Source organism: Salipiger sp. PrR007, assembly GCF_010499845.1.
GTDB classification, from domain to species: Bacteria; Pseudomonadota; Alphaproteobacteria; order Rhodobacterales; family Rhodobacteraceae; genus Salipiger; species Salipiger pacificus_A.
Genome location: NZ_JAAGOZ010000024.1, coordinates 1 through 20,375, shown reverse-complemented (window position 1 = coordinate 20,375; position 20,375 = coordinate 1). Strand labels below are relative to the sequence as shown.

The following is a 20,375-nucleotide window of genomic DNA, read 5'->3' as shown; positions in this document are numbered from 1 at the left end:
GGGCGTGCAACCCCCGGCGCTTTGTCGTGCGGCCTACCCTAGGAACCCCGGCTTGAGGGCATGGGTCAGCGTCGCGCCAGCCTCGTAGTAGGCACTGCGCAGACCGGTGAAGCGCTCGACATAGCTGTCGATCGGCGCAACCGGCAGCGCGTCCTCGCGCCCTTCGAGAAGCGCCTCGGCGGCGGCGGTGCCAAAGACCGTCCCCGGCGCGATGCCCCGGCCCGAGTAGCCGAAGACTGAGAGCGCCGAGGGGCCGAAACGCACCACCTTGGGCACATGGTCCCGGGTCATCGCGATGCGCCCCTGCCAGGCGTGCTCGAAGGGCACATCCGCCAGTTCGGGATAGACCTGCGCCAGTTTGCGTCGCGCCCATCCCGCGTGAAGACCGCCGCCGAGCCCCTCCGCATCCCCCATGCCTCCGAGGATCAGCCGCCCGGCGTGATCGACGCGGAAAGAGGACATCACGAGCGCCGTATCCCAACATCCCTCGCCCCCCGCCAGAATGCGCGCGCGCAGATCGTTCGGCAGCGGCGCGGTGGCAAACTGGCTGTAATGCACCGCGACGTAGGACGGGCGGAAGGGCTCCGAGAACCCCTCGTGATAGGCATTGGTGGCCATCAGCACGGCCCCGGCCCGGACCCGGCGCCCGCCCGCGCGGATCTCCCAGCCCTCGCCGGAGCGCGACAGCTCGGTGACCTGCGTGCGCCCGTGAAGTCTTGCACCCGCCGCCTGCGCGGCCCGTGCCAATCCGCGGCAATAGGCCAGCGGCTGCACCGTGCCCGCCCGCGGGTCGAGCAACGCGCCAGCGAAAGCGTCGGATCCGGTCCGCCGCACGGTCTCGGCGGTGTCGAGGAGCTGCACCGGCGCGCCGACCCGATTGCCCTGCCGATGGCGCGAAGCGAGATCCTCCGCCCCCGAGGCTGCATGCGCGAGATGCAGCGTGCCATTCCGCGTCGCCTCGCAGGAGATTCCCTCGCGCTCGATCAGACCGAAGACCCGCGCCGGAGCCCCGCCGAGCACGTCGATCAGCCGCCGCCCCGCCGCCTCGCCCATCTGCGCGAGGATCTCGTCCGGCGGCAGCCAGAGCCCGGCGTTGACCAACCCGACGTTCCGCCCCGAGCCACCATGGCCGATCTCCCGCCCCTCGAGCAGTGCCACGCTGGCGCCGAGCCGCGCCGCCTCGAGTGCCGCCGCACAGCCGGTGAAGCCGCCGCCAATCACCGCCAGGTCGACGTCGAGATCATTCTCGAGCGGGGGCGCCAAGACCTCTTCGGAGGCGCTCGCGTGCCAGAGGTTGCCCTTCGGGAAGTCTTCCATGTTTTCAGCCCAGTCCTCGCGGCCTCTCTGGCCGCGAGGACAGTCTTGGTCAGAGCCTCCGCCGCCGTCCAGTGCCGTTTGCGCATGGACCGACACGTGCGGCGCATGGTGGCCGGGCTGGCACGGGCCACGCGCCGGGCTCCCGGGGAAGTTGGCGTCCAGAGGAAAAGGCGGGCGTTCAGGCGGCGAGGAGCCCGGCCAATGGCAAAAGCGCGAGGAGAATGCCGAGCTCCCCCCAGCCGCCGTCCTCGTCCGAACCCTCCTCGTCTTCGGCGGGCCGCGTGTCTTCGGCTTCGGCCAGATCGATCAGGGGCATCCCCGTGCCGAGCGAACTGCCGCCCTCCACGGTGTCGATCCCGGCAAGGACCGGGGCGAAGGCCTCGGTCGGAGCCACGTCCCGGATCACGACCTGGAGGATCTCTTGGGGCGCGAGGGCGACCTCGAGCAGCCCGTCTACGTAGAGCACCTCCGGGTCGAGCGCCTCGAGCTGCGGCGCGGCGGCCGCATCGCCGGGACGCGCTCCCCCGGAGACGCCGAGCAGGGTGATCTCCATGCCGCCGAAACCCGTGAGAAGGCCCGACAGATCGAGATCGGTGACGCTGGCCTCCCCAATCTGCGAAATCACGTAGAGCACAAGATCGCCCTCCCCCGCAAAGCCATGCACGGCAAGCGCGGCATCCCCCGTCTCGGTGCCGCTGGCGTCGCGGGGGGCGAAGTCGAGCAGGGCCTTGCCGGGGATCGCCCCGGCCATCATGGCGAACATCTCTCCGGGCACGGTGCTGGCCGTGTAGGTGACCCCTGTCGAGAGCGCATTCGCGGTGTTCTGGATCAGCGGCCAGACGTGGGCCTGCTCGACCCCGGCCTCGACGAACTCTTCGACGATCTCCAGCATCTCCTGCGCCTGCAGCAGCCCGTAGTCCGACCTCGCATCAAGGTTTTCCGAGGACTTGAGGTTCCACTCCGTGACATGGATCTCGAGATGTCCGAACCCCTCCTGCGCCAGCCAGGTGTCGTGGATCGTGTCAAGATTGTAGGACCGGCTGTCCTCGGTCCCGCGGGCGTACACATGGGCGATGACGCCATCGAGCGCCGCCTGCTGCGCTTCGGTCTCAAAGCCCATGCGGACCAGCGCGTTGGTCACCTCGGACCAGTTCACCTCGCCATTGCCGCGGATATTGGCGGCGCCGAGCCCGGCTCCCGGATAGGTCTGCGCCAAATCGGCAATGATGTCCTCGGCCTCCCAGCCCGCGTAGCCGTCGGAAATCTTCGAGACCCCGTAGTTCTGGCCCATCTGTGCCAGCACGCGGATCTCGCTGGTGTCGAGGTCCATCACCTCGGCCACGAGCGCCAGTTCGTCGGCGATGATCTCGGCCATACGCGCCGCCAGACGGCCGTATTCCACCGCCGTCATCTCGCCCGAGCCCCAGTATTCGTTGCCGATCTCAAGCGCCGCGATCTCGGCATCGCCGTAAACGCCGGAGACGAGGTCGTGCACGAAGTCGCGGAGTGCTTCCTCTTCGATCTGCGGCAGGCGGTTGCCGGACGCGTCCAGCGCCTCCGACAGCTGGTCGCGGGTCGGCAGCACGACGGTCACCGCGTGGCCCGCCTCCCCCGCATAGGTCATGAAGTCCGACAGCGGGATAAAGGGTATCTGCTCCCCCGTCTCGGCGTGGCTGGCGGTGGCGGCATCGGGGGTGGCAAGGTCGAAATAGTATTCGGTGAGCGAGCCGCCCGGGTAGCGCAGCCCCGTGACGTTGAGCGCCGCGATGGCCTCCGCATAGGAGCCTTCGCCGGTCATCGCCGTGCGCGGTGCGAGGATATTGCCGCCAAAGAGCGCCGCGCCGGCGGGCGCGCCGCTCGCGGTGATCTCGGTGGGCAGGGCAAGGGGCATGCCGTCCTCCGGGTGGCGGCGCGGGGGGAGCGGGAAACCGGGAAACTGGCGCTGGACCGGCCGGAGCCGGGCACAAAAAGGCTCTGGCGGAGCCACAAGAGGCCCGCCATGCAGCACTCGTCTCAGGCGTCGAAACAGGGAAGGCCGCGATATCCGCGGCGCGGTCGTGATCGGAAATATCGGAATGAAAGCGCTTACGCGGCGCGAAACCCACCAGCGCCTGCCCTCGACGGTAGATGGGCACCCCCGTCCGCGCAAGCGTGTTCACCCGGTGGACGAGGGGATGGGCGAGGACCTGCCGCAGGCGCGTCAGGCGGGCCGGCAAAAAAAGGCGCGGCGACAGGGGTCTGCCGCCGCGCCTGTGATGCGCAAGGTGCCGGGCGGACCCGGCGCCCGCTCAGAGGATGCGCTCGCCGGTGCCGGGATTGAAGTAGGACACCTTGCCGAGATCGAAGGCGAAGGTATGCGCTGCCCCCGGGGCCGCCGCGGTCTCGGCATGGAGCCGCGCGGTGATCTGCTTGCCGCCAAGCGTCGTCATCACGTAGGTGTCCGCGCCCGCGGGCTCGACGATCTCGACCTTGCACTGCGCCTGCTGCACCGTCTCGCCCGAGCGGTAACCGGGCTCCGAGATGTCCTCGGGGCGCAGGCCGAGGATCACGTCCTCGGGCAGGTTCGTCGCGCGGGTGTCCGTGAGCACGACGGGCTCGGCGCCTTCACGGGCGATCTCGAGCTTGGTGCCATTGCCGTTGGCGCGGGCCTTGGCGGGGATCAGGTTCATCGCCGGCGAGCCCATGAAGTCCGCGACGAAGAGGTTGGCGGGTTTGTTGTAGATCTCGGCCGGGGTGCCGATCTGCTGGATCACGCCACCCTTCATCACGACGATCTTCGTGGCCAGGGTCATCGCCTCGATCTGGTCGTGTGTGACATAGACCATCGAGGCGCCGAGCCGCTGGTGCAGCGACTTGATCTCGGTGCGCATCTCGACCCGCAGCTTGGCGTCGAGGTTCGACAGCGGCTCGTCGAAGAGGAAGAGCTTGGGATCGCGCACCAGCGCCCGGCCCATCGCCACGCGCTGCCGCTGACCGCCCGAAAGCTGGCCGGGACGGCGCTTCAGCAGCGGCTCGATCTGCAGCTGGCGGGCCACCTCGGCGAGCTTGCGGTCCTGGGTCGCCTGATCGACGCCGCGCACCTTCATGCCGAAGGTGATGTTCTTGGCGACGCTCATCGTCGGGTAGAGCGCGTAGGACTGGAACACCATGGCGATGTCGCGGTCCTTGGGCGAGACATGGGTCATGTCCTCGCCGCCGATCTTCAGCGTGCCGCCGGTGATCGGTTCGAGCCCGGCGATGCAGTTGAGCAGCGTGGACTTGCCGCAGCCCGAAGGGCCGACGAGCACGAGGAAATCGCCCGGCTCGATCGAGACGTTGATGTCCTTGAGGATCTCGGTCGCGCCGTAGTTCTTGTAGAGATGCTGGATATCGAGGATCGGAGCCATGGGGATCATCCTTTGACGGATCCGGCGGTCAGACCGCGGATGAAGTATTTGCCGGCGACGACGTAGACGAGGAGGGTCGGCAGCGCGGCGATGATCGCGGCGGCCATGTCGACGTTGTATTCCTTCACGCCCGTCGTCGAGTTGACGATGTTGTTGAGCGCCACGGTCACCGGCTGGGTGCCGGCCGAGCTGAAGGAGACACCGAAGAGGAAGTCGTTCCAGATCTGGGTGAACTGCCAGATCACGCTGACTACGATGATCGGGATGCTGAGCGGCAGGAAGATCGACCAGAAGATGCGCAGGAAGCCCGCGCCGTCGACCTTGGCCGCTTTCACCAGCTCCTGCGGGATCGTGACGTAATAGTTGCGGAAGAACAGCGTGGTGAAACCGATGCCGTAGATCACGTGCACGAAGACCAGACCGGGGATCGTGCCTGCGAGGCCCATCAGCCCGAGCAGGCGCGCCATGGGCAGCAGCACCACCTGGAAGGGGATGAAGCAGCCGAAGAGCATCAGCGCGAAGATGATGTTGGCGCCCTTGAAGCGCCATTGCGCGATCACGTAGCCGTTCACCGCCCCAAGCAGGGTCGAGATCAGCACGCCGGGCACGGCGATCAGCACCGAGTTCCAGAAGTAGGGACGCACCCCCTCGCACTGGATGCCGGTGCAAGCACCGGACCAGGCCTTGGCCCAGGCGTCGAAGGTCACCTCGCGCGGCAGCGCCACGAGATCTCCGGTGCGGATCTCCTCAAGGCTTTTCAGCGAGGTGGTGAGCATCACGAAGAGCGGCATCAGGTAGTAGACCGCGAAGAGTCCGAGGATCAGGTAGAGCCCCCAGCGCAGCGCGGTCTTCAGGCCGGTGCCCTGCGAGCGGGCCGCCGCCGCGGCAGCGGGCGTTGCGGAGACATCAGTCATTTTTCGCCCTCAGTTCGGAGTAGAGATAGGGCACAACGATGATAAAGATCACCATCATCATGATCATTGCCGAGCTTGCCGCCTGGCCGACGTCGCCACGCGAGAAGGCCATCGCGTACATGTAGGTGGCCGGAAGGTCGGTGGCATAGCCGGGGCCGCCGCCGGTCAGCGCGATGACGAGGTCGAAGCTCTTGATGGCAAGGTGCGCGAGCACGATGAAAGCCGACAGGAAGATCGGGGCCATCGAGGGAATGATGATCGCGGTATAGACCCGCCAGGTCGGGATGCCGTCGATCTGCGCCGCGCGGATGATCTCGGTGTCGACCGAGCGCAGACCCGCGAGGAAGAGCGCCATGACGAAGCCCGAACTTTGCCAGATCGCCGCCATCACCACCGTGTAGATGGCCATGTCCGGGTTCACCAGCCAGTCGAACTTGAAGTTCTCGAACCCCCAGCCCTGCACCATGGCCTGCACGCCGAGGCCCGGGTTCAGGATCCATTTCCACGCAGTGCCGGTGACGATCATCGACAGCGCCATGGGGTAGAGGTAAATCGTGCGGATCGCGCCCTCGACGCGGATCTGCTGGTCGAGCAGGATCGCAAGGATCAGCCCCAGCACCAGCGAGATGACGATGAACATCCCCCCGAAGATGTAGAGGTTGTTCATTGCCGTGTCCCAGCGCGGGGAGGCAAAGAGCCGGTCGTATTGAATGAAGCCGTCGATCTCGTAGCGCGGCATCAGCTTGGAGCGGGTGAGCGACACCCAGGCAGTCCAGCCGATGAAGCCGTAGACGAAAATCAGGACCGCGATGAAGCTGGGCGCCAGCACGATCTTCGGCAAATGGGTTTCGAACCATTTGGCCATGGTGTTCTCCTATGACGGGCCCGCCCCGGTGAGAGACGGGCCCGCTTGAGTTTGGTCAAAGATCGTATGATCCAAGACCGGGAACGGGGATTACATCGAGTTCGCGACAGCGTCCGCGAGCATCTTCACCGCATCCTCGGAGCTCATGTCCGAGTTGAAATGCGCCGTCACCACATCGGTGATCGCGCCGGACTGCGCGCCGCGCAGGGCCATGCCGTGGGCGTAGGAAGGCAGCAGCGAGCCGTTCTCGGCGCTGGCCTTCATGTCCTCGGAGGATTTGACCGCGCAGTCGTCGAACTCGTCGAGCGCGACGTCGGTACGGACCGGGATCGAGCCCTTGTTGAGGTTGAACACCTTCTGGAAGTTCGGCCCGACGATCAGCTTGGCCAGCAGCTCCTGCCCGGCTTTCTTGTCGTCGCCGTCGACGTCGAACATCGCGAAGCTGTCAACGTTGTAGAGATAGCCCTCGCCCGGGGTCGCGGCGCAGAGGAAGTCCTCGCCCGGCACCTTGCCAGCGGCAAGGAATTCGCCCTTGGCCCAGTCGCCCATGATCTGGAAGGCGGCTTCGCCGTTCATCACCATCGCGGTGGCGAGGTTCCAGTCACGGCCCGAGAAGTTGTCGTCGACGTAGCCGCGCATGGTGCGCATCTGGTCGAAGACCTGCACCATCGTGTCCGAGGTCAGCGCCTCCTGATCGAGGTCAACCAGCGCCTTCTGGAAGAACTCGGGGCCGCCGAGACCAAGCACGACGGTCTCGAAGACGGTGGCGTCCTGCCAGGACTGGCCGCCGTGCGCCAGCGGGATCACGCCCGCCGCCTGCAGCTTCTCGGCCGCGGCGTTGAACTCGTCCCAGGTGGTCGGCATCTCGATGCCGTTGGCGTCCAGAACCGACTTGTTGGCCCAGATCCAGTCCACTCGGTGCACGTTCACCGGCGCGGCGCACCAGGTGCCCTCGCACTTCATGTGCTCGGCGATCTGCGCGGGCAGCACGTCGGCCCAGCCCTCGGCGTCGGCGACCGAGGAGATGTCGGCGAGAACACCCTCTTCGTACCACTCCTGGATCGCCGGACCCTTGAGCTGCACGGCGGTCGGCGCGTTGCCCGACAGCACGCGAGCGCGCAGCGCGGTCATCGCCGCATCGCCGCCACCGCCGGCCACCGGCATGTCAGTCCAGGTGCCGCCGTTTTCCGAGAACTCTTCCTGCAGAACGGCAACGGCCTTGGCCTCGCCACCGGCGGTCCACCAGTGCAGAACTTCGGCTTGCGGCTCGGCATGGGCGACGCCGGCAACCGTCAGGGCGAGCGCAGAGATCGCCGCTTTTGCGGTGTATGTCATATCGGTATTCCTCCCGTTCGTGCTGCTTTCCCAAGCAGCGTGTGGCGAAAACCCTGCGTTTTCGCGGCGCGGGTTCGCAAGGGCTTACCCCACGCCGCCGCGCAGCATCCCTTCAGAATTCCGGGCGATCTGTTACAGGCTGTTACAGCACGATTGCAAAGCCCGCCAGCGGAGGCAAAAACTCCGCGCCGGGACAGCCGCGAGGAGACGCCAGTGACCATCTCGAGACTGCTCGTCGTGGACGATGATTCCGAGATGCGCGAGATGATGATCCAGTTCCTGCAAAGGCAGGGCTTCATCGCGCATGGGGCGCAGAACATGGCCGAGATCGCTGCGGCGATGGAGGCGGGGCGCATCGACCTCATCCTGCTCGACGTGATGCTTGGCGACGAGAGCGGCATCGAGATATGCGCCCGACTGCGGCGCGAGCAGGACGTGCCGATCATCATGGTCTCGGCGCTCTCGGCCGATCACCAGCGCATGGCGGGCTACGAGGTTGGCGCGGACGACTATATCGCTAAACCCTTCAACCCCGAGCTCATGGTGGCGCAGGTGCGCGCGGTGCTGGCCCGCACTCGCCGCACCGCCTCGCTGGCGCACCGCCGCCGCACGCAGGCGTTCCGCTTCGCCGGCTGGCGCTACGACGCCAAGCGCGCCGAGGTCACCTCGCCCGAGGGTTTCCAGGTGCCGCTGTCGCGGCGCGAAACCATGCTGCTGCAGGCGCTGCTGGCCAATCCTTTCATCCCGCTCACTCGCGAGGAGATCGCCGCGGCGCTCGACGTCACCGGGGAGGGCGGCACCGAGGACGCCCGGGGCCGCGCCATCGACGTGCTCGTCGGGCGGCTGCGCTCGAAGATCGAGAAGACGCCGAAAGACCCGAAGATGCTGCGCACCGAGCGCGGGGTGGGCTACGTATTCGCGGTGGATGTGACCACCGAGGAGACATGACGGAGGGCGTGGGCTCCGGCGGCCCGAGCCTGCGCCTCTCGGGCACGCTGCTGATCCTCGCCGCGGCGTTGGCAGGGGTGGTGATCACCGGCATGTGGAGCCTGTCGCAGACCCGTTGGACGGCGCATCTCGACCGCGCCGAGCGGGCGGGGCTCCTGCTCTATGGCGCCCTGACGCGGGGACTGGCTCCGCCCGAGGGTGTCAGCCTCGCCCCGTTGGACCCCGCCGATGCCGCACGCGCTGAAGAGGGCAACTTCGCGCAGGTCTCTGCCCTGCCAAGGCCCGCCTATGTCACCCTCGCGCCGATCCTGCCCGATGGCACCGGCGGCCCCGGGCTGCAAGTCGCGGTGGTCTCGGACGGGCTGCAATACCGCGTCGCCGAGCTGCCCTCGCGCCCCGGCCAGCGCCCCGAGGAGACGCTTGGGCAACTCACCCGGCTGATGGCGCGCTACTGCAGCCACCCGCAGATCATCGCCCGCCCCGACGCCGGAGATTGGCAGCGCGTCGAAGCGCCGGGGGTCTGGGGCTGCGAGGCCGCCCCTGCCGATCTGCGCCTGCCCGCCATCGTCCTGTCGTTGCTGGCGCTCGGGGTGATCTTCACGCTGGTCACGAATACAGCCGCCCGCTTCACCGAGTTCGCCGCGGCGCTCGCCGCGCGCCGTCGCCTCGGCGGGCCGGAAAGCTACGAGGCCACCGGCCCCACCGAGCTGCGCGCCATCGTCGGCGCGGTCAATACCTACCTCGAGGCCGAACGCGAGCAGCTCGCCAAGCGCGCGGTGGTGCTCTCGGGGGTCAGCCACGACCTCGGAACGCCTGCGACCCGGCTGCGCCTGCGCTCGGCGCTGATCGAGGACAACGAACTGCGCGGAAAATTCGAGGCCGACATCGACCGCATGACCGCGATCATCGAAAGCGCGCTGACCTACACCCGCGCCGAACTCAACGTCGAAGCCCCGCGCGAGCTGTCGCTCTCGGCGCTGGTCGAGGCGCTGGTGGACGACTACCGCGACATGGGCCAGCCGGTAAGTCTCGGTGCGGTAGAGCCCATCGTGCTGCGCGGCGGGCAATCGCTCTTCACCGCGCGGCGCGGGGCGCAGGTGGTGGGGGGCGCGCATCGGGTCATCGTCACCGCCCGCCCCGTCTCGATCCAGCGCGCGGTGTCGAACCTCGTGGACAATGCGCTGAAATACGGTCGCAGCGCCCGGCTGCACCTCGAGGCCAGTGCCGAAACCGCGACGATCATCGTCGAGGATGAGAGCGGCATGCGCTCCACCGAGGAGATCGAGGCGCTCATGGCCCCCTTTCGCCGCGGTGCGAACGCGCGCTCGAGCGACGGCATCGGTCTGGGGCTCAGCATCGTGTCCACCATCGCGATGATGCACGGCGGGGAGTTGCGTTTCGAGACCGCGCCGCATGGGCTGCGCGCGCTCTTCACCATCCGGCGCGGTTGAACCCCCCGCACTGAATTCGCGCGAAAATTTGCCTGTTCCGGATTGCGCGCTACTCCTTGAAGGGACGCGGCCGCGAGCCTTCCCTGCAGCGTGGCCCGCCGTTGAAACCAAACGGGAACCTCGCCATGTCCTATCGAACCGGCCTGACCGTCATGATGGTCTCGGCGCTGGTCGCGCTCGGCTGCGGCCTCTACGCCTATTTCACCCCTCTCACCGGCGTGACCGGGGTTTGGGGACCTCTCGCCGCCGCTTTCGGCGCGCTCTGTCTTCTGCTCGGCGCGGCGCTGATGATCCGCGCCCGTGCCCGCGGCCTGCGCGTCCTGCTGCTTGTGTTGCTCGCGCTCGGCCTGCTGCTCACCGCCATCGCCGCCTTGCTGATGCATCAATGGGTGATGCTCGCCGCTCTGGCGGTCTGCGCGCTTGGTTGGATCGCCGCGCTCTCCGGCCCGGAAGGAACCTACGCATGACCTCTCTTCTCCGCAGCACCGCCCTGCTCGCCCTGCTCACTGGCCCCGCCTTCGCCCAGCAGGCAGACACGCCGACGCCCCCGGCACAGCCCGAAAGCGCCGCGCCGGAAACCGAGGCCCCCGAGACCCCGCCGCCCGGCGCGACCGCGACCGAAGAGGGCAGCGAGACTGGCGTCTCGACGGAGGAAGGCCCCGCCCGCGATGCCGTGAGCCCCGAAGCGCAAGGCGCCGAGGCCCCCGCTGCCGAGGCTCCGGCCGCCGAGGCGCAGGACGACAGCGCCCCCGAACCCAACGCTGAAACCATCAATGTCGAGGTGCCCGCCGCACGCCCGTCGTCCGACGCCAAGGTGCCGACCCCCGGCACCGGATGGCCGAGCTTCCACGGGCAGGTTTCGGGCGCGAAATACTCGCCGCTCGACCAGATCACCCCCGAGAACGTCGGTGACATGGAACTGGCCTGGCGGGTCGAGACCGGCGATGTCTCGGACGGCTCGGGCGATCTGCCCGCGACCGTCTGGTCCGCGACACCGATCTACGCCAATGACACGCTCTACATCGGCACGCCCTTCTACCGCGTGCTGGCGCTCGATCCGGGCACGGGCGAAGAAAAATGGTCCTTCGACAGCAAATCAACCCTCGAGGCGCTCACCCAGCCCGCGCTTAAAAACCGCGGGGTCGCCTATTGGGAGGCCGACGATCCACAGGAGGGCGCGGCCTGCCAGAAGATCGTCTACCTCGGCACCATGGACGCGCGGCTCTTCGCCATGGACGCGGACACCGGCGCGCTCTGCGAGGATTTCGCCGATGGCGGCGTGCTCGACGTCAACCAGTGGAACACGGTCAACGACCGCTGGCCGCTGTCGCTGCTGCAGCCGCCGACCATCGTCGGCGACCATGTGATCATCGGCTGGGCCGGCAATGACTGGGACTGGGCCGAGGCGCCTCCGGGCTCGGTATTCTCGGTCAATGCGCAGTCGGGCGAGCTGGAATGGACCTTCGACACCATCCCCGAGGACATCCGCGCCAAGACCGGCACCGCCAACGTCTGGACCGCGATGAGCGCCGACGAGGAACGCGGCATCGTCTACCTGCCCGTGGCCTCGCCCTCGCCCAACTACTGGGGCGGCAACCGCACCGAGGACATCCCCTATGCCACCTCGACCACCGCGCTCGACGTCGACACCGGCGAAGTGATCTGGTCGCGGCAGTGGGTGCATCACGACATCTGGGACTATGACATCAACTCAGCCCCGACGCTGATGGACATCACCGTGAACGGCGAGGAGATCCCGGCGCTGATGCAGGCCACCAAGATGGGCTTTCTCTTCGTGGTCAACCGCGAGACCGGCGAGGACATCTGGCCGATCGAGGAACGCCCCGTCCCCGCGGGGACGATCGAGAGCGAGCGTTACGCGCCGACCCAGCCCTTCCCCACGATCCCCAAGCCGCTGCTCGACCAGTCGCGCCTGCCGGACGTGTGGAAACTGGCCGATCTCGCCTCCTTCGGAGAATGTTCGGAGCTTTGGAGCAAGCTGACCTACGACGGCATGTACACCGCGCCCACCACTGAGGGTGAAGGCGCCGGGGCCTACCCGAACTCGGCGGGCGTGGTGCAATGGGGCGGCGTCGGCTACGATCCCGAGCACCAGATCGCCGTGGTGAACCTCAGCCATGTGGTGCAATACATCAAGCTGTGGTCGCGCGAGGATTACGAGGCCGAGAACGGCGAAGCCGGGGTCGGAGAAAGCGGCTTCCACCCGCAGACCGGCGCACCTTACGGCATGTCGCTGAAGACCGCGATGAACCGCTGGGGAATGCCGTGCTGGGAGCCTCCCTTCGGCGAGTTGATGGCGCTCGACATGACCACAGGCGAGACGCTCTGGCGCAAGCCCTTCGGCATGTCGCAGCGCTATGGCTTCTACATGCCCGAGGCCTGGGGTTCGCCGACCATCGGTGGCCCGGCGATCACCGCCGGCGGGCTGATCTTCATCGGCGGGACGATGGACGGCATGGTGCGTGCCTACAACCTGCAGAGCGGCGAGGAGCTTTGGAGCGACCTGACCGAGGCGCCCTCGGTCTCGAACCCGGCCATCTACGAGCACGACGGGCAGGAATACGTCGCCTTCATCTCGGGCGGCAACTCGATCCTGAAGCCGTCGGTGGGCGACATGATTTCGGTCTACCGCCTGCCGCTCTGAGCCCTTTCCCCGAAAATGCCTGTCGGCGCCACGCCGCCGACAGGCCCCCCAAGGCTCTGGAGCCACACCCCCTTCCGCGCTATGCTGCAACGCAGAATTTCTCCACTTTTCGGAGGCTTTTTGCTTTTCCATGACGACTTCACAATCACATGATTCCAGCAAGATAATACTCGACGTCGCACTGCAGGGCGGTGGCGCGCACGGGGCCTTCACATGGGGCGTCCTCGACGCGCTCCTGGAAGAGGAACGCATTGAAATCGGCGCCCTTTCGGGCGCCAGCGCCGGGGCTATGAACGCCATCGTCGCGGCCTCGGGCATCGCCACCGGCGGACGCGAGGGCGGGCGCGCCGCGTTGCGCCGCTTCTGGACCTCGGTCAATGCCGCGGCGCGCGAGGCGACGCCGGTCTTTCATATGCTCGAAACCTTCCCCGGGCTCTTCGCCGCCTCCGCCGCCTGGTGGCAGGTGGTCAGCGGCGGGCAGGTCACCGTCTCTTCGCGCCCCTGGCAGGGACGCGGCGCCCAGATGGCGCTCCGCCAACTCATCGCTGACCAAGTGGACTTCGAGGCGCTGAGGCGCGCCGATGCGCCCCGGCTCTTCGTGTCGGCGACCAATGCCCGCAGCGGCGGCGCGCGCATCTTTCGCAACGATGAGATCAGCCCCGACGTCGCCATCGCCTCGGCCTGTCTGCCGATGAGTTTTCCGCCGGTGACCATCGACGGGGTCGATTACTGGGACGGCGGCTACTCCTCCAACCCGCCCGTCGCCGCCCTCGTGCGTTTCACCCCGCAGGCAGACCTGCTGCTGGTCACCATCAATCCCGCCCGCCGCGCCTTCACGGCGCGCTCGCCCGAAGAGATCACCCAGAGGGTCAGCGAGATGGTCTTCAACCAGGCGCTGCTTACCGAACTCCGTGCCATCGCCATCATCCAGGACGCGCTGGTCGAGCATATGAAGTCACATGAGGGCGACAGCGGCTCGGACTTGCTAAGCGACCTGCACGAGCTGCGCTTCCACGAGATCCACGACGAGGCGAGCCTCTCCGAGCTCGATCCCCATACCAAGATGTACCCAACCCTCGACATGCTGCTCGAGTTGCATGAAACCGGGCGCGCCGCCGCGCAGGGCTGGCTGACGGACAACTTCGAGCATCTCGGCAAGCGGGGCACCGCGAAACTCAAGGAGCGCTACCTGAGCGACATGCTGCAGACCGGAGCCTGACTCGCTTCTGCCTGACTCGCTTCTGAAGGTAACGCTCGACGCAAGCGCCTGTTTCGCGCTAGGATTTCACCCAAGCGACGGCAAAGACCCGCGACGGAAGGGAAGACGGCGGCGCGCAGGCACCGGTCGGAGGGTCCGGTCGGCAGTCGGAATTTGCGCGGCGCACAGCCTTGCCGGACGGGTCCGATTGATGTGGGTGCGTCCGATGCGTTTTCTTGAAGTCCTTCTTTTTATCGCTCTTTTGCTTGTCACCTTCGTCTTCGGGATGAAGCTGATCTTCCCCCTGCCCAAGCAGAATTTTGCGGAAAGACAGCTCCGGCTGCCGCCCGACACCGAGGGCGAGCTTGGCAGGATCATCGCCCCGATCGTTGCCGCACACCCTGGGGAGAGCGGGGTGCTGCCGCTTGCCGACGGGCGCGACGCTTTTGCCGCGCGGATGCTGCTGGCGCGGGCGGCGCAGCAGTCGATCGATGCGCAGTATTACATTTGGCAGGACGACACGACCGGGCTGATCCTGCTCGACGAATTGCGGGCCGCCGCGGATCGCGGCGTGCGGGTGCGGCTGCTGGTGGACGACAACGGCATTCCTGGCCTCGATGCGCTGCTCGCCGAACTCGACTCCCTGCCAAGCGCCGACGTGCGCATCTTCAACCCTTTCACCCTGCGCGCGCCCAAGCTCGCCTCCTACCTCTTCGATTTCAGCCGGTTGAACCGGCGGATGCATAACAAGTCGATGACCGTCGATGGGGCGGCCACCGTAGTCGGAGGGCGGAACATCGGCGATATCTACTTCGAATACGGCGATGGGACGCATTTCTTCGACGTTGACGCGCTGGCGCTGGGACCGATCGTCAGCGACGTCTCGGCCTCGTTCGACCGCTACTGGAACAGCGCCTCGGCCTATGATGCGGACCTGCTGCTGGATCCGTTTGTCAGCCCGGCGCTGGCCGAGGCGGGCAAGGCGGCGCGCGGCACCTCGGTCGGCAACGGCTATCTGAAGGTGGTGACCGAGAGCCAGCTCGTCTCGGGGCTGAAGGGCGGGGCGCTGAACCTCGAATGGGGCAAGGCCGAGTTGCTCGTCGACGATCCCGCGAAGGGGCTGGGCCGGGCGCCCGCCAAGAGCAAGATCGTCGAACGGCTGTTCGAGCTGCTCGGCGAGGTGGAGAGTAGCCTCGATCTCGTCTCTGCCTATTTCATTCCCGGCGAACGCGGCACCGAGGCGCTGACCGACCTCGCCCGCAAGGGCGCGCGCGTCCGGGTGCTGACCAACGCGCTGGAGGCCACCGACGTGATGCCGGTGCATGCCGCCTACATGGGCTATCGCGCGCCCCTGCTCGAAAGCGGTGTCACCCTCTACGAGCTGCGCGCCATGCGCGAGGAGCACGTGAGGCGCTCGCTGCCAGAGGTGCTCTCGGGCTCGGCCTCGGGGCTGCATGCCAAGGTCTTCGGGCTGGACGGCAAGCGGGCCTTCATCGGCTCGTTCAACCTCGACCCGCGCTCGGCGCAGATCAACACCGAGATGGGCATCCTGATCGACAGCCCGACCATCGCGGCCTCGCTTTCCGAGCAGCTCGACACGCCCCGCTACGCCTATCACGTCACGCTGGATGACGCAGGAGCGCTTGTGTGGTCCAACACCCCCGAGGTCGGCCCGCCGCTGGTCTTTCAGCACGAGCCGAACACCGGCCCGCTGAAACGCGCGCTGACCCATGTCGTCGGCTGGCTGCCGTTGGAATGGATGCTCTGAGCGGGCGGTTGCGGCGGACGCCGGGTTGCGACATCTTTCTGCCGAGGTGCCGCGCGGCACCGCAACGAAGCGACGGAGCCTCCCGCCATGACACAGCCCTGCATCATCTGCGTTGCCATCACCGGCTCGCTGCCCACCAAGGCGGACAACCCCGCCGTGCCGATCACCGTGGCCGAGCAGGTCGAGTCCACGCAGGAAGCCTTCGAGGCCGGCGCCACCATCGCCCATTGCCACGTACGCGACGACGACGGAAAACCGACCTCCGACCCCGAGCGTTTCGCCGCGCTGAAGGAGGGGATCGAGAAACACTGCCCCGGGATGATCGTACAACTTTCCACCGGTGGTCGCTCGGGCGCGGGCAGGACCCGCGGCGGCATGCTGCCGCTGAAGCCGGACATGGCCTCGCTCTCGGTGGGATCGAACAACTTCCCCACGCGCGTCTACGAGAACCCGCCGGATCTTGTGGACTGGCTGGCGGCAGAGATGAAGACCTACGGCATCAAGCCCGAGATCGAGGCTTTCGACCTGTCTCACATCTACCAGGCCAAGGCGATGGCGGACCGCGGTGCGCTGGTCGGCACGCCCTACGTGCAGTTCGTCATGGGGGTGAAGAACTCCATGCCCGCGGTGAAGCGGGTGTTCGATTACTACGTGGAGACCGTGAAGGTTCTTTTCGGCGAGGATACGCCGTGGTGCGCCGCCGGGATCGGGCGACACCAGATCGAGCTCAACGACTGGGCGGCTGCCGCGGGCGGCCACCTGCGGACCGGGCTCGAGGACAACATCCGCCTCGACAGGGATACGCTGGCGCCCTCGAACGCCGCGCTGGTCCAGCGAGCGGCGGAGGTGGCGCAGAAGCACGGCCGCAGTATCGCCACCCCCGCCGAGGCGCGCGCGCTGCTGGGGCTGCGCGCCGCCTGACCGCTCACTCCGCCGCGGTGGGCTCCGGCCGGAGCCCGCCGGACGTGCTCTCCTCGCTCACCGGGCCGTGGCCGAACTCCTCGAGGCCCGGCCGCGTACCGATGGAGATGTGCTCGATGTCCTCGGCGTTGAAGCCGCGGATGATCGCCGGGATCATCATGCTCACCAGCACGAAGATCGGCAGGCCCACGACGGTGATCACCTGCTGCAGCGCGGTCAGACCCGCATCGCCCGCCAGCAGGATCAGCATCGCCGCAACGACTCCCTCTGCCGCGCCCCAGAACACCCGCTGATGCACCGGACCCGGCGTCGCGCTGCCGGTGCAGAGCATGTCCACCACCAGCGAAGCCGAGTCCGAGGAGGTGGCGAAAAAGATCGCCACGATCACCACCGCAAAGCCCTGGATGAAGGTGGTGAAGGGAAAATGCTCGAAGAAGGCGAACATCGCCAGCGGCACGCTGTCGGCAACGGCGCGGCTGATTTCGCCAGCACTATCGCCCATGGCTGCGCGCGCCGCGAGGCCGAGCCCGTCGAAGTCCATCGCCTGCCAGCCGAAAATGGCAAACCAGATCAGCGTGAAGAGCGACGGGGCCAGCAGCACGCCGAAGACGAACTCCCGCACCGTGCGCCCGCGCGAGATGCGCGCCACGAAGAGCCCGATGAAAGGCGACCAGGTGACCGTCCAGGCCCAGTAGAACACCGTCCACGATCCCTGCCAGCCCCATCCGTCGGTGCTCGGGTTCTCGTTGGCCAGCATGTCGTTCCAGAATGCCAGACGCGGCAGATTGGTCAAATAGAGCCCGAAGGTCTCGACGATGCCGCGCAGCAGGAAGAGTGTCGAGCCGCAGACCAGCACGAAGATCATCAGCGCCACCGCCATGGCGATGTTGAGGTTCGAGAGCATCTTCACGCCCTTGTCGAGCCCCGCGACGATCGAGCCCACGGCCACCACGGTCAACACTGTCAGGATCGCCACCTTGACGAAGGCCCCGTCGCCAGTGCCGAAGAGCGCGTCGAGCCCCGCGGCGATCTGGCTCGAGCCGAGACCGAGCGACACCGCCACGCCGAAGAGCGTGCCGAGGATCGAGGCGATGTCGATGGCCTTGCCGATGGGGCCGTGAATGCCCTCACCCAGCAACGGATAGAAGACCGAACTCACCCGCACCGGCAGGTCGTAGCGGTTGATGAAATAGGCGAAGGCCAGCCCCGGCAGCGTGAAGATCGTCCAGGTGTGCAGCCCGAGGTGGTAGATGGCAATCGATATGGCGTCGCGTGCTGCCTCTTCGGTGTAGGGCTCTACCCCCGGCAGAGGCGGCGTCGAGAAATGGCTGATAGGCTCGGCGACGCCCCAGAACATCAGCACCGTGCCGATGCCGCCGGCAAAGAGCATGGTGAACCATGACAGGTTGGAATAGACCGGCCGCTCGCCTTTGCGCCCGAGCCGGATGTGGCCGTGGCGCGACATGGCTGCCCAGATCAGGAAGCCCAGCCAGACGTTCACCCCCAGCACGAAGAACCAGCCGAGGTTGGTCACGATCCAGCTGCGGCCGGTGGCAAAGGCATCGCCGATAGCTTCGGGGAAGATCACCAGCGCGAGAACGAAGACGATGGTGAAACCGGCAGAGATGAAAAAGATCGTCGGATCGGTGCGCAGTCCGAGGCGGCGGGCAAGCTGTTCCAAGGGCTCAAACCTATGTGTAATTCCGTGTGGGCTCCGTTTCCGAACCAACGGGTTCCGCATTGGTTCCCAAATTTGCTGCCCGGCGCTCGGCGGAGCCGGCCAGAAAAACGCCGGCCCCGCGAGGGACCGGCGGTCTTCGTTTCATCGGGATGAGGCCTCTCAGAGGTCGATCAGCACCGTTTTCGTGCGGCGGTTGGCGAGATACGCCTCGCGGCCCAGATCCTTGCCGAGGCCGCTCGCCTTCCAACCGCCCGTCGGCAGAATATGGTCCCGGGTGCGGCCGTAGCGGTTGACCCAGACCGTGCCCGCCTCGAGATCGCGTGTCAGGCGCAGCGCGCGCGACAGGTCGCGGGTGAAGAGCCCCGCCGCCAACCCGTAGGTCGGATGGCTCGCCAGCTTCATCGCCTGCTCCTCGGTCTCGAAGGTCTGGAAGGTAGCCACGGGGCCGAAGATTTCCTCGCGGACAGCCGGGTTGGTTTCGTCCACGCCGCCGATCAGCGTCGGACGGTAGAAGGAGCCCGCATGCTCGAAACGCCCGCCGCCGCAGATGAGCTCGCCGCCCTGATCGGTCGCCGCCTGCACGAGGCTGTCGATGCGTTGCAGCTGTTTCTCCGAAATGATCGGCGAGAAACCTGCCTCGGCGCTGTGGGTCTCCAACGGGGTGATCTTGGCAAACCTCTCCGAGAGCTTGGCCGCCAGTTCATCCGCGACGCTGGCCTCGACGATCATCCGCGAGCCGGCAACGCAGAACTGCCCGGCGTTGGGGATGATCCCGGTGACCAGCGCGTCGGCGGTCACGTCGAGATCGGCGTCGGCGAAAACCACCATCGGGCTCTTGCCGCCCAGCTCCAGCGTCATCGGCTTGATACCGCAGCGCGCGATATTCTCCATGATCGCGGCCCCGGCGCGGGTCGAGCCGGTAAACGAGACCTTATCGATGCCCGGATGACCGGTGATCGCCGCGCCGGTGGTCGGCCCGTCGCCCAGCACCACGTTGATCAGCCCCGCCGGGATCCCCGCCTTCACCGCCAGTTCGGCGAGATAGAGCGTGGTGTAGGGGGTCATCTCGGAGGGCTTCAGCACCACCGCGTTGCCCGCCGAGAGCGCCGGACCGAGCTTCCAGGCGGCCATCGAGATCGGGAAGTTCCACGGGGTGATCGCGCCGATCACGCCATAAGGATGATCCGAGATGAAGCCGAACTGGCTGTCGGCCGTGGGCACCAGCGTGCCCGCCTCCTTGTCGGCGAACTCGGCAAAGAACTTGATCTGCTCGGCGGTGACCATCACGTCCCCGGCCAGCGCCGCGGCATAGGGGCGCGACGAACATATCGCCTCGAGCTTGGCCAGCGTCTCGGCCTCGCGTTCGATCAGCTCGGCCCAGGCGTAGAGGGCGCGCAGCCGGGCGCGCGGCTGCAGCCCGGCCCAGCCCGAGGTCTCGAGCGCCTTGCGCGCCGTCCTCACCGCGCGATCGACCAGCGCCGCGTCGGCGCAGGGGATGGCGCCGAGCAGCTTGCCGGTCGAGGGCGAGCGCAGCTCGAGCGCGTCCTCACCCGAGACATAGTCTCCGCCGATGAAGTGCTGGTTCGGCAGGGTCAGCCTGTCGGGATCGAAAGCGAACGTCATGGGGTACCTCGTGTTGGTCTCGCGTGGGTCGTCTCGCCAAGGCCCCTCCCGCGCAGCATTGCTGCGCCGCGGGGCGCGTTTGCGACCGAAGCTTCTGCGCCAGTCTTAGCGAGGAGAAATTTCGCTGGCCAGCGCCGCCACGGCCACCGCGCCGCAAGCGGCGTGCCGCACCTCGGGTAAGGCTAGATTTCCGGGCAGTTTTTCCCGGTTCTCGGCCCGCAGGTCCCCGCCGGTGAGATTCGCAGGTCGCGGCCCGCGGCGGACATGCTGCCCAACTCGTAGACACGGACGAAGGTGCGGATA

Annotated in this window: 15 protein-coding genes and 1 pseudogene; 7 read left to right on the top strand and 9 right to left on the bottom strand. The window is 67.2% G+C overall.

Going from position 1 to position 20,375, the window contains the following annotated elements; translation table 11 throughout:
• Window positions 1-33 precede the first annotated feature (33 nt).
• The 6 genes from G0Q01_RS11595 to G0Q01_RS11570 form a co-directional block, all read right to left on the bottom strand.
• Window positions 34-1,317, bottom strand: coding sequence for an FAD-binding oxidoreductase (locus G0Q01_RS11595; protein ID WP_164195798.1), 1,284 nt, complete (start codon window positions 1,315-1,317; stop codon window positions 34-36).
• A gap of 178 nt (window positions 1,318-1,495) precedes the next feature.
• Window positions 1,496-3,208, bottom strand: coding sequence for a type I secretion protein (locus G0Q01_RS11590; RefSeq protein ID WP_164195795.1), 1,713 nt, complete (start codon window positions 3,206-3,208; stop codon window positions 1,496-1,498).
• Between the two features lie 397 nt (window positions 3,209-3,605).
• A complete protein-coding gene (locus tag G0Q01_RS11585; RefSeq protein ID WP_108970348.1) occupies window positions 3,606-4,703 on the bottom strand; it encodes an ABC transporter ATP-binding protein in 1,098 nt (365 codons plus the stop codon).
• A 5-nt stretch (window positions 4,704-4,708) separates the two neighbouring features.
• Window positions 4,709-5,617 carry a carbohydrate ABC transporter permease gene (locus tag G0Q01_RS11580; RefSeq protein ID WP_164195793.1) on the bottom strand — a complete coding sequence of 303 codons (909 nt, stop codon included), beginning with the start codon at window positions 5,615-5,617 and terminating at the stop codon, window positions 4,709-4,711.
• Window positions 5,610-6,482, bottom strand: coding sequence for a carbohydrate ABC transporter permease (locus tag G0Q01_RS11575; protein ID WP_095883539.1), 873 nt, complete (start codon window positions 6,480-6,482; stop codon window positions 5,610-5,612). The genes G0Q01_RS11580 and G0Q01_RS11575 overlap by 8 nt, the downstream gene beginning before the upstream one ends.
• Window positions 6,483-6,572: 90 nt before the next feature.
• Window positions 6,573-7,817 (bottom strand): ABC transporter substrate-binding protein, encoded by a 1,245-nt coding sequence (locus G0Q01_RS11570; protein ID WP_164195791.1) that lies wholly within the window; start codon window positions 7,815-7,817, stop codon window positions 6,573-6,575.
• A 213-nt stretch (window positions 7,818-8,030) separates the two neighbouring features.
• Between G0Q01_RS11570 and G0Q01_RS11565 the strand changes: the two genes are divergently transcribed.
• The 7 genes from G0Q01_RS11565 to G0Q01_RS11535 all read left to right on the top strand — a co-directional run bounded on the left by G0Q01_RS11565 (window position 8,031) and on the right by G0Q01_RS11535 (window position 16,768).
• On the top strand, window positions 8,031-8,765 hold the full coding sequence (locus tag G0Q01_RS11565; RefSeq protein ID WP_164195789.1) for a response regulator transcription factor: 735 nt from the start codon (window positions 8,031-8,033) through the stop codon (window positions 8,763-8,765).
• Window positions 8,762-10,216 carry a HAMP domain-containing sensor histidine kinase gene (locus G0Q01_RS11560; protein WP_164213384.1) on the top strand — a complete coding sequence of 485 codons (1,455 nt, stop codon included), beginning with the start codon at window positions 8,762-8,764 and terminating at the stop codon, window positions 10,214-10,216. Before G0Q01_RS11565 ends, G0Q01_RS11560 begins: the two co-directional genes overlap by 4 nt.
• 125 nt (window positions 10,217-10,341) lie before the next feature.
• Complete coding sequence (locus tag G0Q01_RS11555) at window positions 10,342-10,683, top strand: hypothetical protein (RefSeq protein WP_193989103.1); 342 nt, start codon at window positions 10,342-10,344, stop codon at window positions 10,681-10,683.
• Window positions 10,680-12,881 carry a pyrroloquinoline quinone-dependent dehydrogenase gene (locus G0Q01_RS11550; protein ID WP_203594988.1) on the top strand — a complete coding sequence of 734 codons (2,202 nt, stop codon included), beginning with the start codon at window positions 10,680-10,682 and terminating at the stop codon, window positions 12,879-12,881. Before G0Q01_RS11555 ends, G0Q01_RS11550 begins: the two co-directional genes overlap by 4 nt.
• 130 nt (window positions 12,882-13,011) lie before the next feature.
• Window positions 13,012-14,100 carry a patatin-like phospholipase family protein gene (locus G0Q01_RS11545; RefSeq protein ID WP_164213383.1) on the top strand — a complete coding sequence of 363 codons (1,089 nt, stop codon included), beginning with the start codon at window positions 13,012-13,014 and terminating at the stop codon, window positions 14,098-14,100.
• Between the two features lie 205 nt (window positions 14,101-14,305).
• Window positions 14,306-15,847, top strand: a complete 1,542-nt coding sequence (locus G0Q01_RS11540; RefSeq protein WP_164213382.1) for a phospholipase D family protein — start codon at window positions 14,306-14,308, stop codon at window positions 15,845-15,847.
• Window positions 15,848-15,934: 87 nt separating this feature from the next.
• Window positions 15,935-16,768 (top strand): 3-keto-5-aminohexanoate cleavage protein, encoded by an 834-nt coding sequence (locus G0Q01_RS11535; protein ID WP_164195781.1) that lies wholly within the window; start codon window positions 15,935-15,937, stop codon window positions 16,766-16,768.
• Window positions 16,769-16,772: 4 nt separating this feature from the next.
• Here the strand turns inward: G0Q01_RS11535 and G0Q01_RS11530 are convergent, their stop codons facing one another.
• From G0Q01_RS11530 to G0Q01_RS27185, 3 genes and pseudogenes are all read right to left on the bottom strand, one after another.
• Entirely contained in the window at window positions 16,773-18,449 is a 1,677-nt protein-coding gene (locus G0Q01_RS11530; RefSeq protein ID WP_108970341.1) for a BCCT family transporter, read from the bottom strand.
• 159 nt (window positions 18,450-18,608) lie between these two features.
• Window positions 18,609-20,072, bottom strand: coding sequence for an aldehyde dehydrogenase (locus G0Q01_RS11525; protein WP_164195780.1), 1,464 nt, complete (start codon window positions 20,070-20,072; stop codon window positions 18,609-18,611).
• A 221-nt stretch (window positions 20,073-20,293) separates the two neighbouring features.
• Window positions 20,294-20,374 (bottom strand): annotated as a pseudogene (locus tag G0Q01_RS27185) (LysR family transcriptional regulator); the annotation flags it as partial.
• Window position 20,375: the final 1 nt, after the last annotated feature.

Coding starts and splice junctions, on each gene's coding strand:
- G0Q01_RS11540 (WP_164213382.1), top strand. CDS start 14,306: ATGCGTTTTCTTGAAGTCCTTCTTTTTATCGCTCTTTTGCTTGTCACC.
- G0Q01_RS11585 (WP_108970348.1), bottom strand. CDS start 4,703: ATGGCTCCGATCCTCGATATCCAGCATCTCTACAAGAACTACGGCGCG.
- G0Q01_RS11575 (WP_095883539.1), bottom strand. CDS start 6,482: ATGGCCAAATGGTTCGAAACCCATTTGCCGAAGATCGTGCTGGCGCCC.
- G0Q01_RS11560 (WP_164213384.1), top strand. CDS start 8,762: ATGACGGAGGGCGTGGGCTCCGGCGGCCCGAGCCTGCGCCTCTCGGGC.
- G0Q01_RS11555 (WP_193989103.1), top strand. CDS start 10,342: ATGTCCTATCGAACCGGCCTGACCGTCATGATGGTCTCGGCGCTGGTC.
- G0Q01_RS11590 (WP_164195795.1), bottom strand. CDS start 3,208: ATGCCCCTTGCCCTGCCCACCGAGATCACCGCGAGCGGCGCGCCCGCC.
- G0Q01_RS11525 (WP_164195780.1), bottom strand. CDS start 20,072: ATGACGTTCGCTTTCGATCCCGACAGGCTGACCCTGCCGAACCAGCAC.
- G0Q01_RS11550 (WP_203594988.1), top strand. CDS start 10,680: ATGACCTCTCTTCTCCGCAGCACCGCCCTGCTCGCCCTGCTCACTGGC.
- G0Q01_RS11595 (WP_164195798.1), bottom strand. CDS start 1,317: ATGGAAGACTTCCCGAAGGGCAACCTCTGGCACGCGAGCGCCTCCGAA.
- G0Q01_RS11545 (WP_164213383.1), top strand. CDS start 13,012: ATGACGACTTCACAATCACATGATTCCAGCAAGATAATACTCGACGTC.
- G0Q01_RS11570 (WP_164195791.1), bottom strand. CDS start 7,817: ATGACATACACCGCAAAAGCGGCGATCTCTGCGCTCGCCCTGACGGTT.
- G0Q01_RS11580 (WP_164195793.1), bottom strand. CDS start 5,617: ATGACTGATGTCTCCGCAACGCCCGCTGCCGCGGCGGCGGCCCGCTCG.
- G0Q01_RS11535 (WP_164195781.1), top strand. CDS start 15,935: ATGACACAGCCCTGCATCATCTGCGTTGCCATCACCGGCTCGCTGCCC.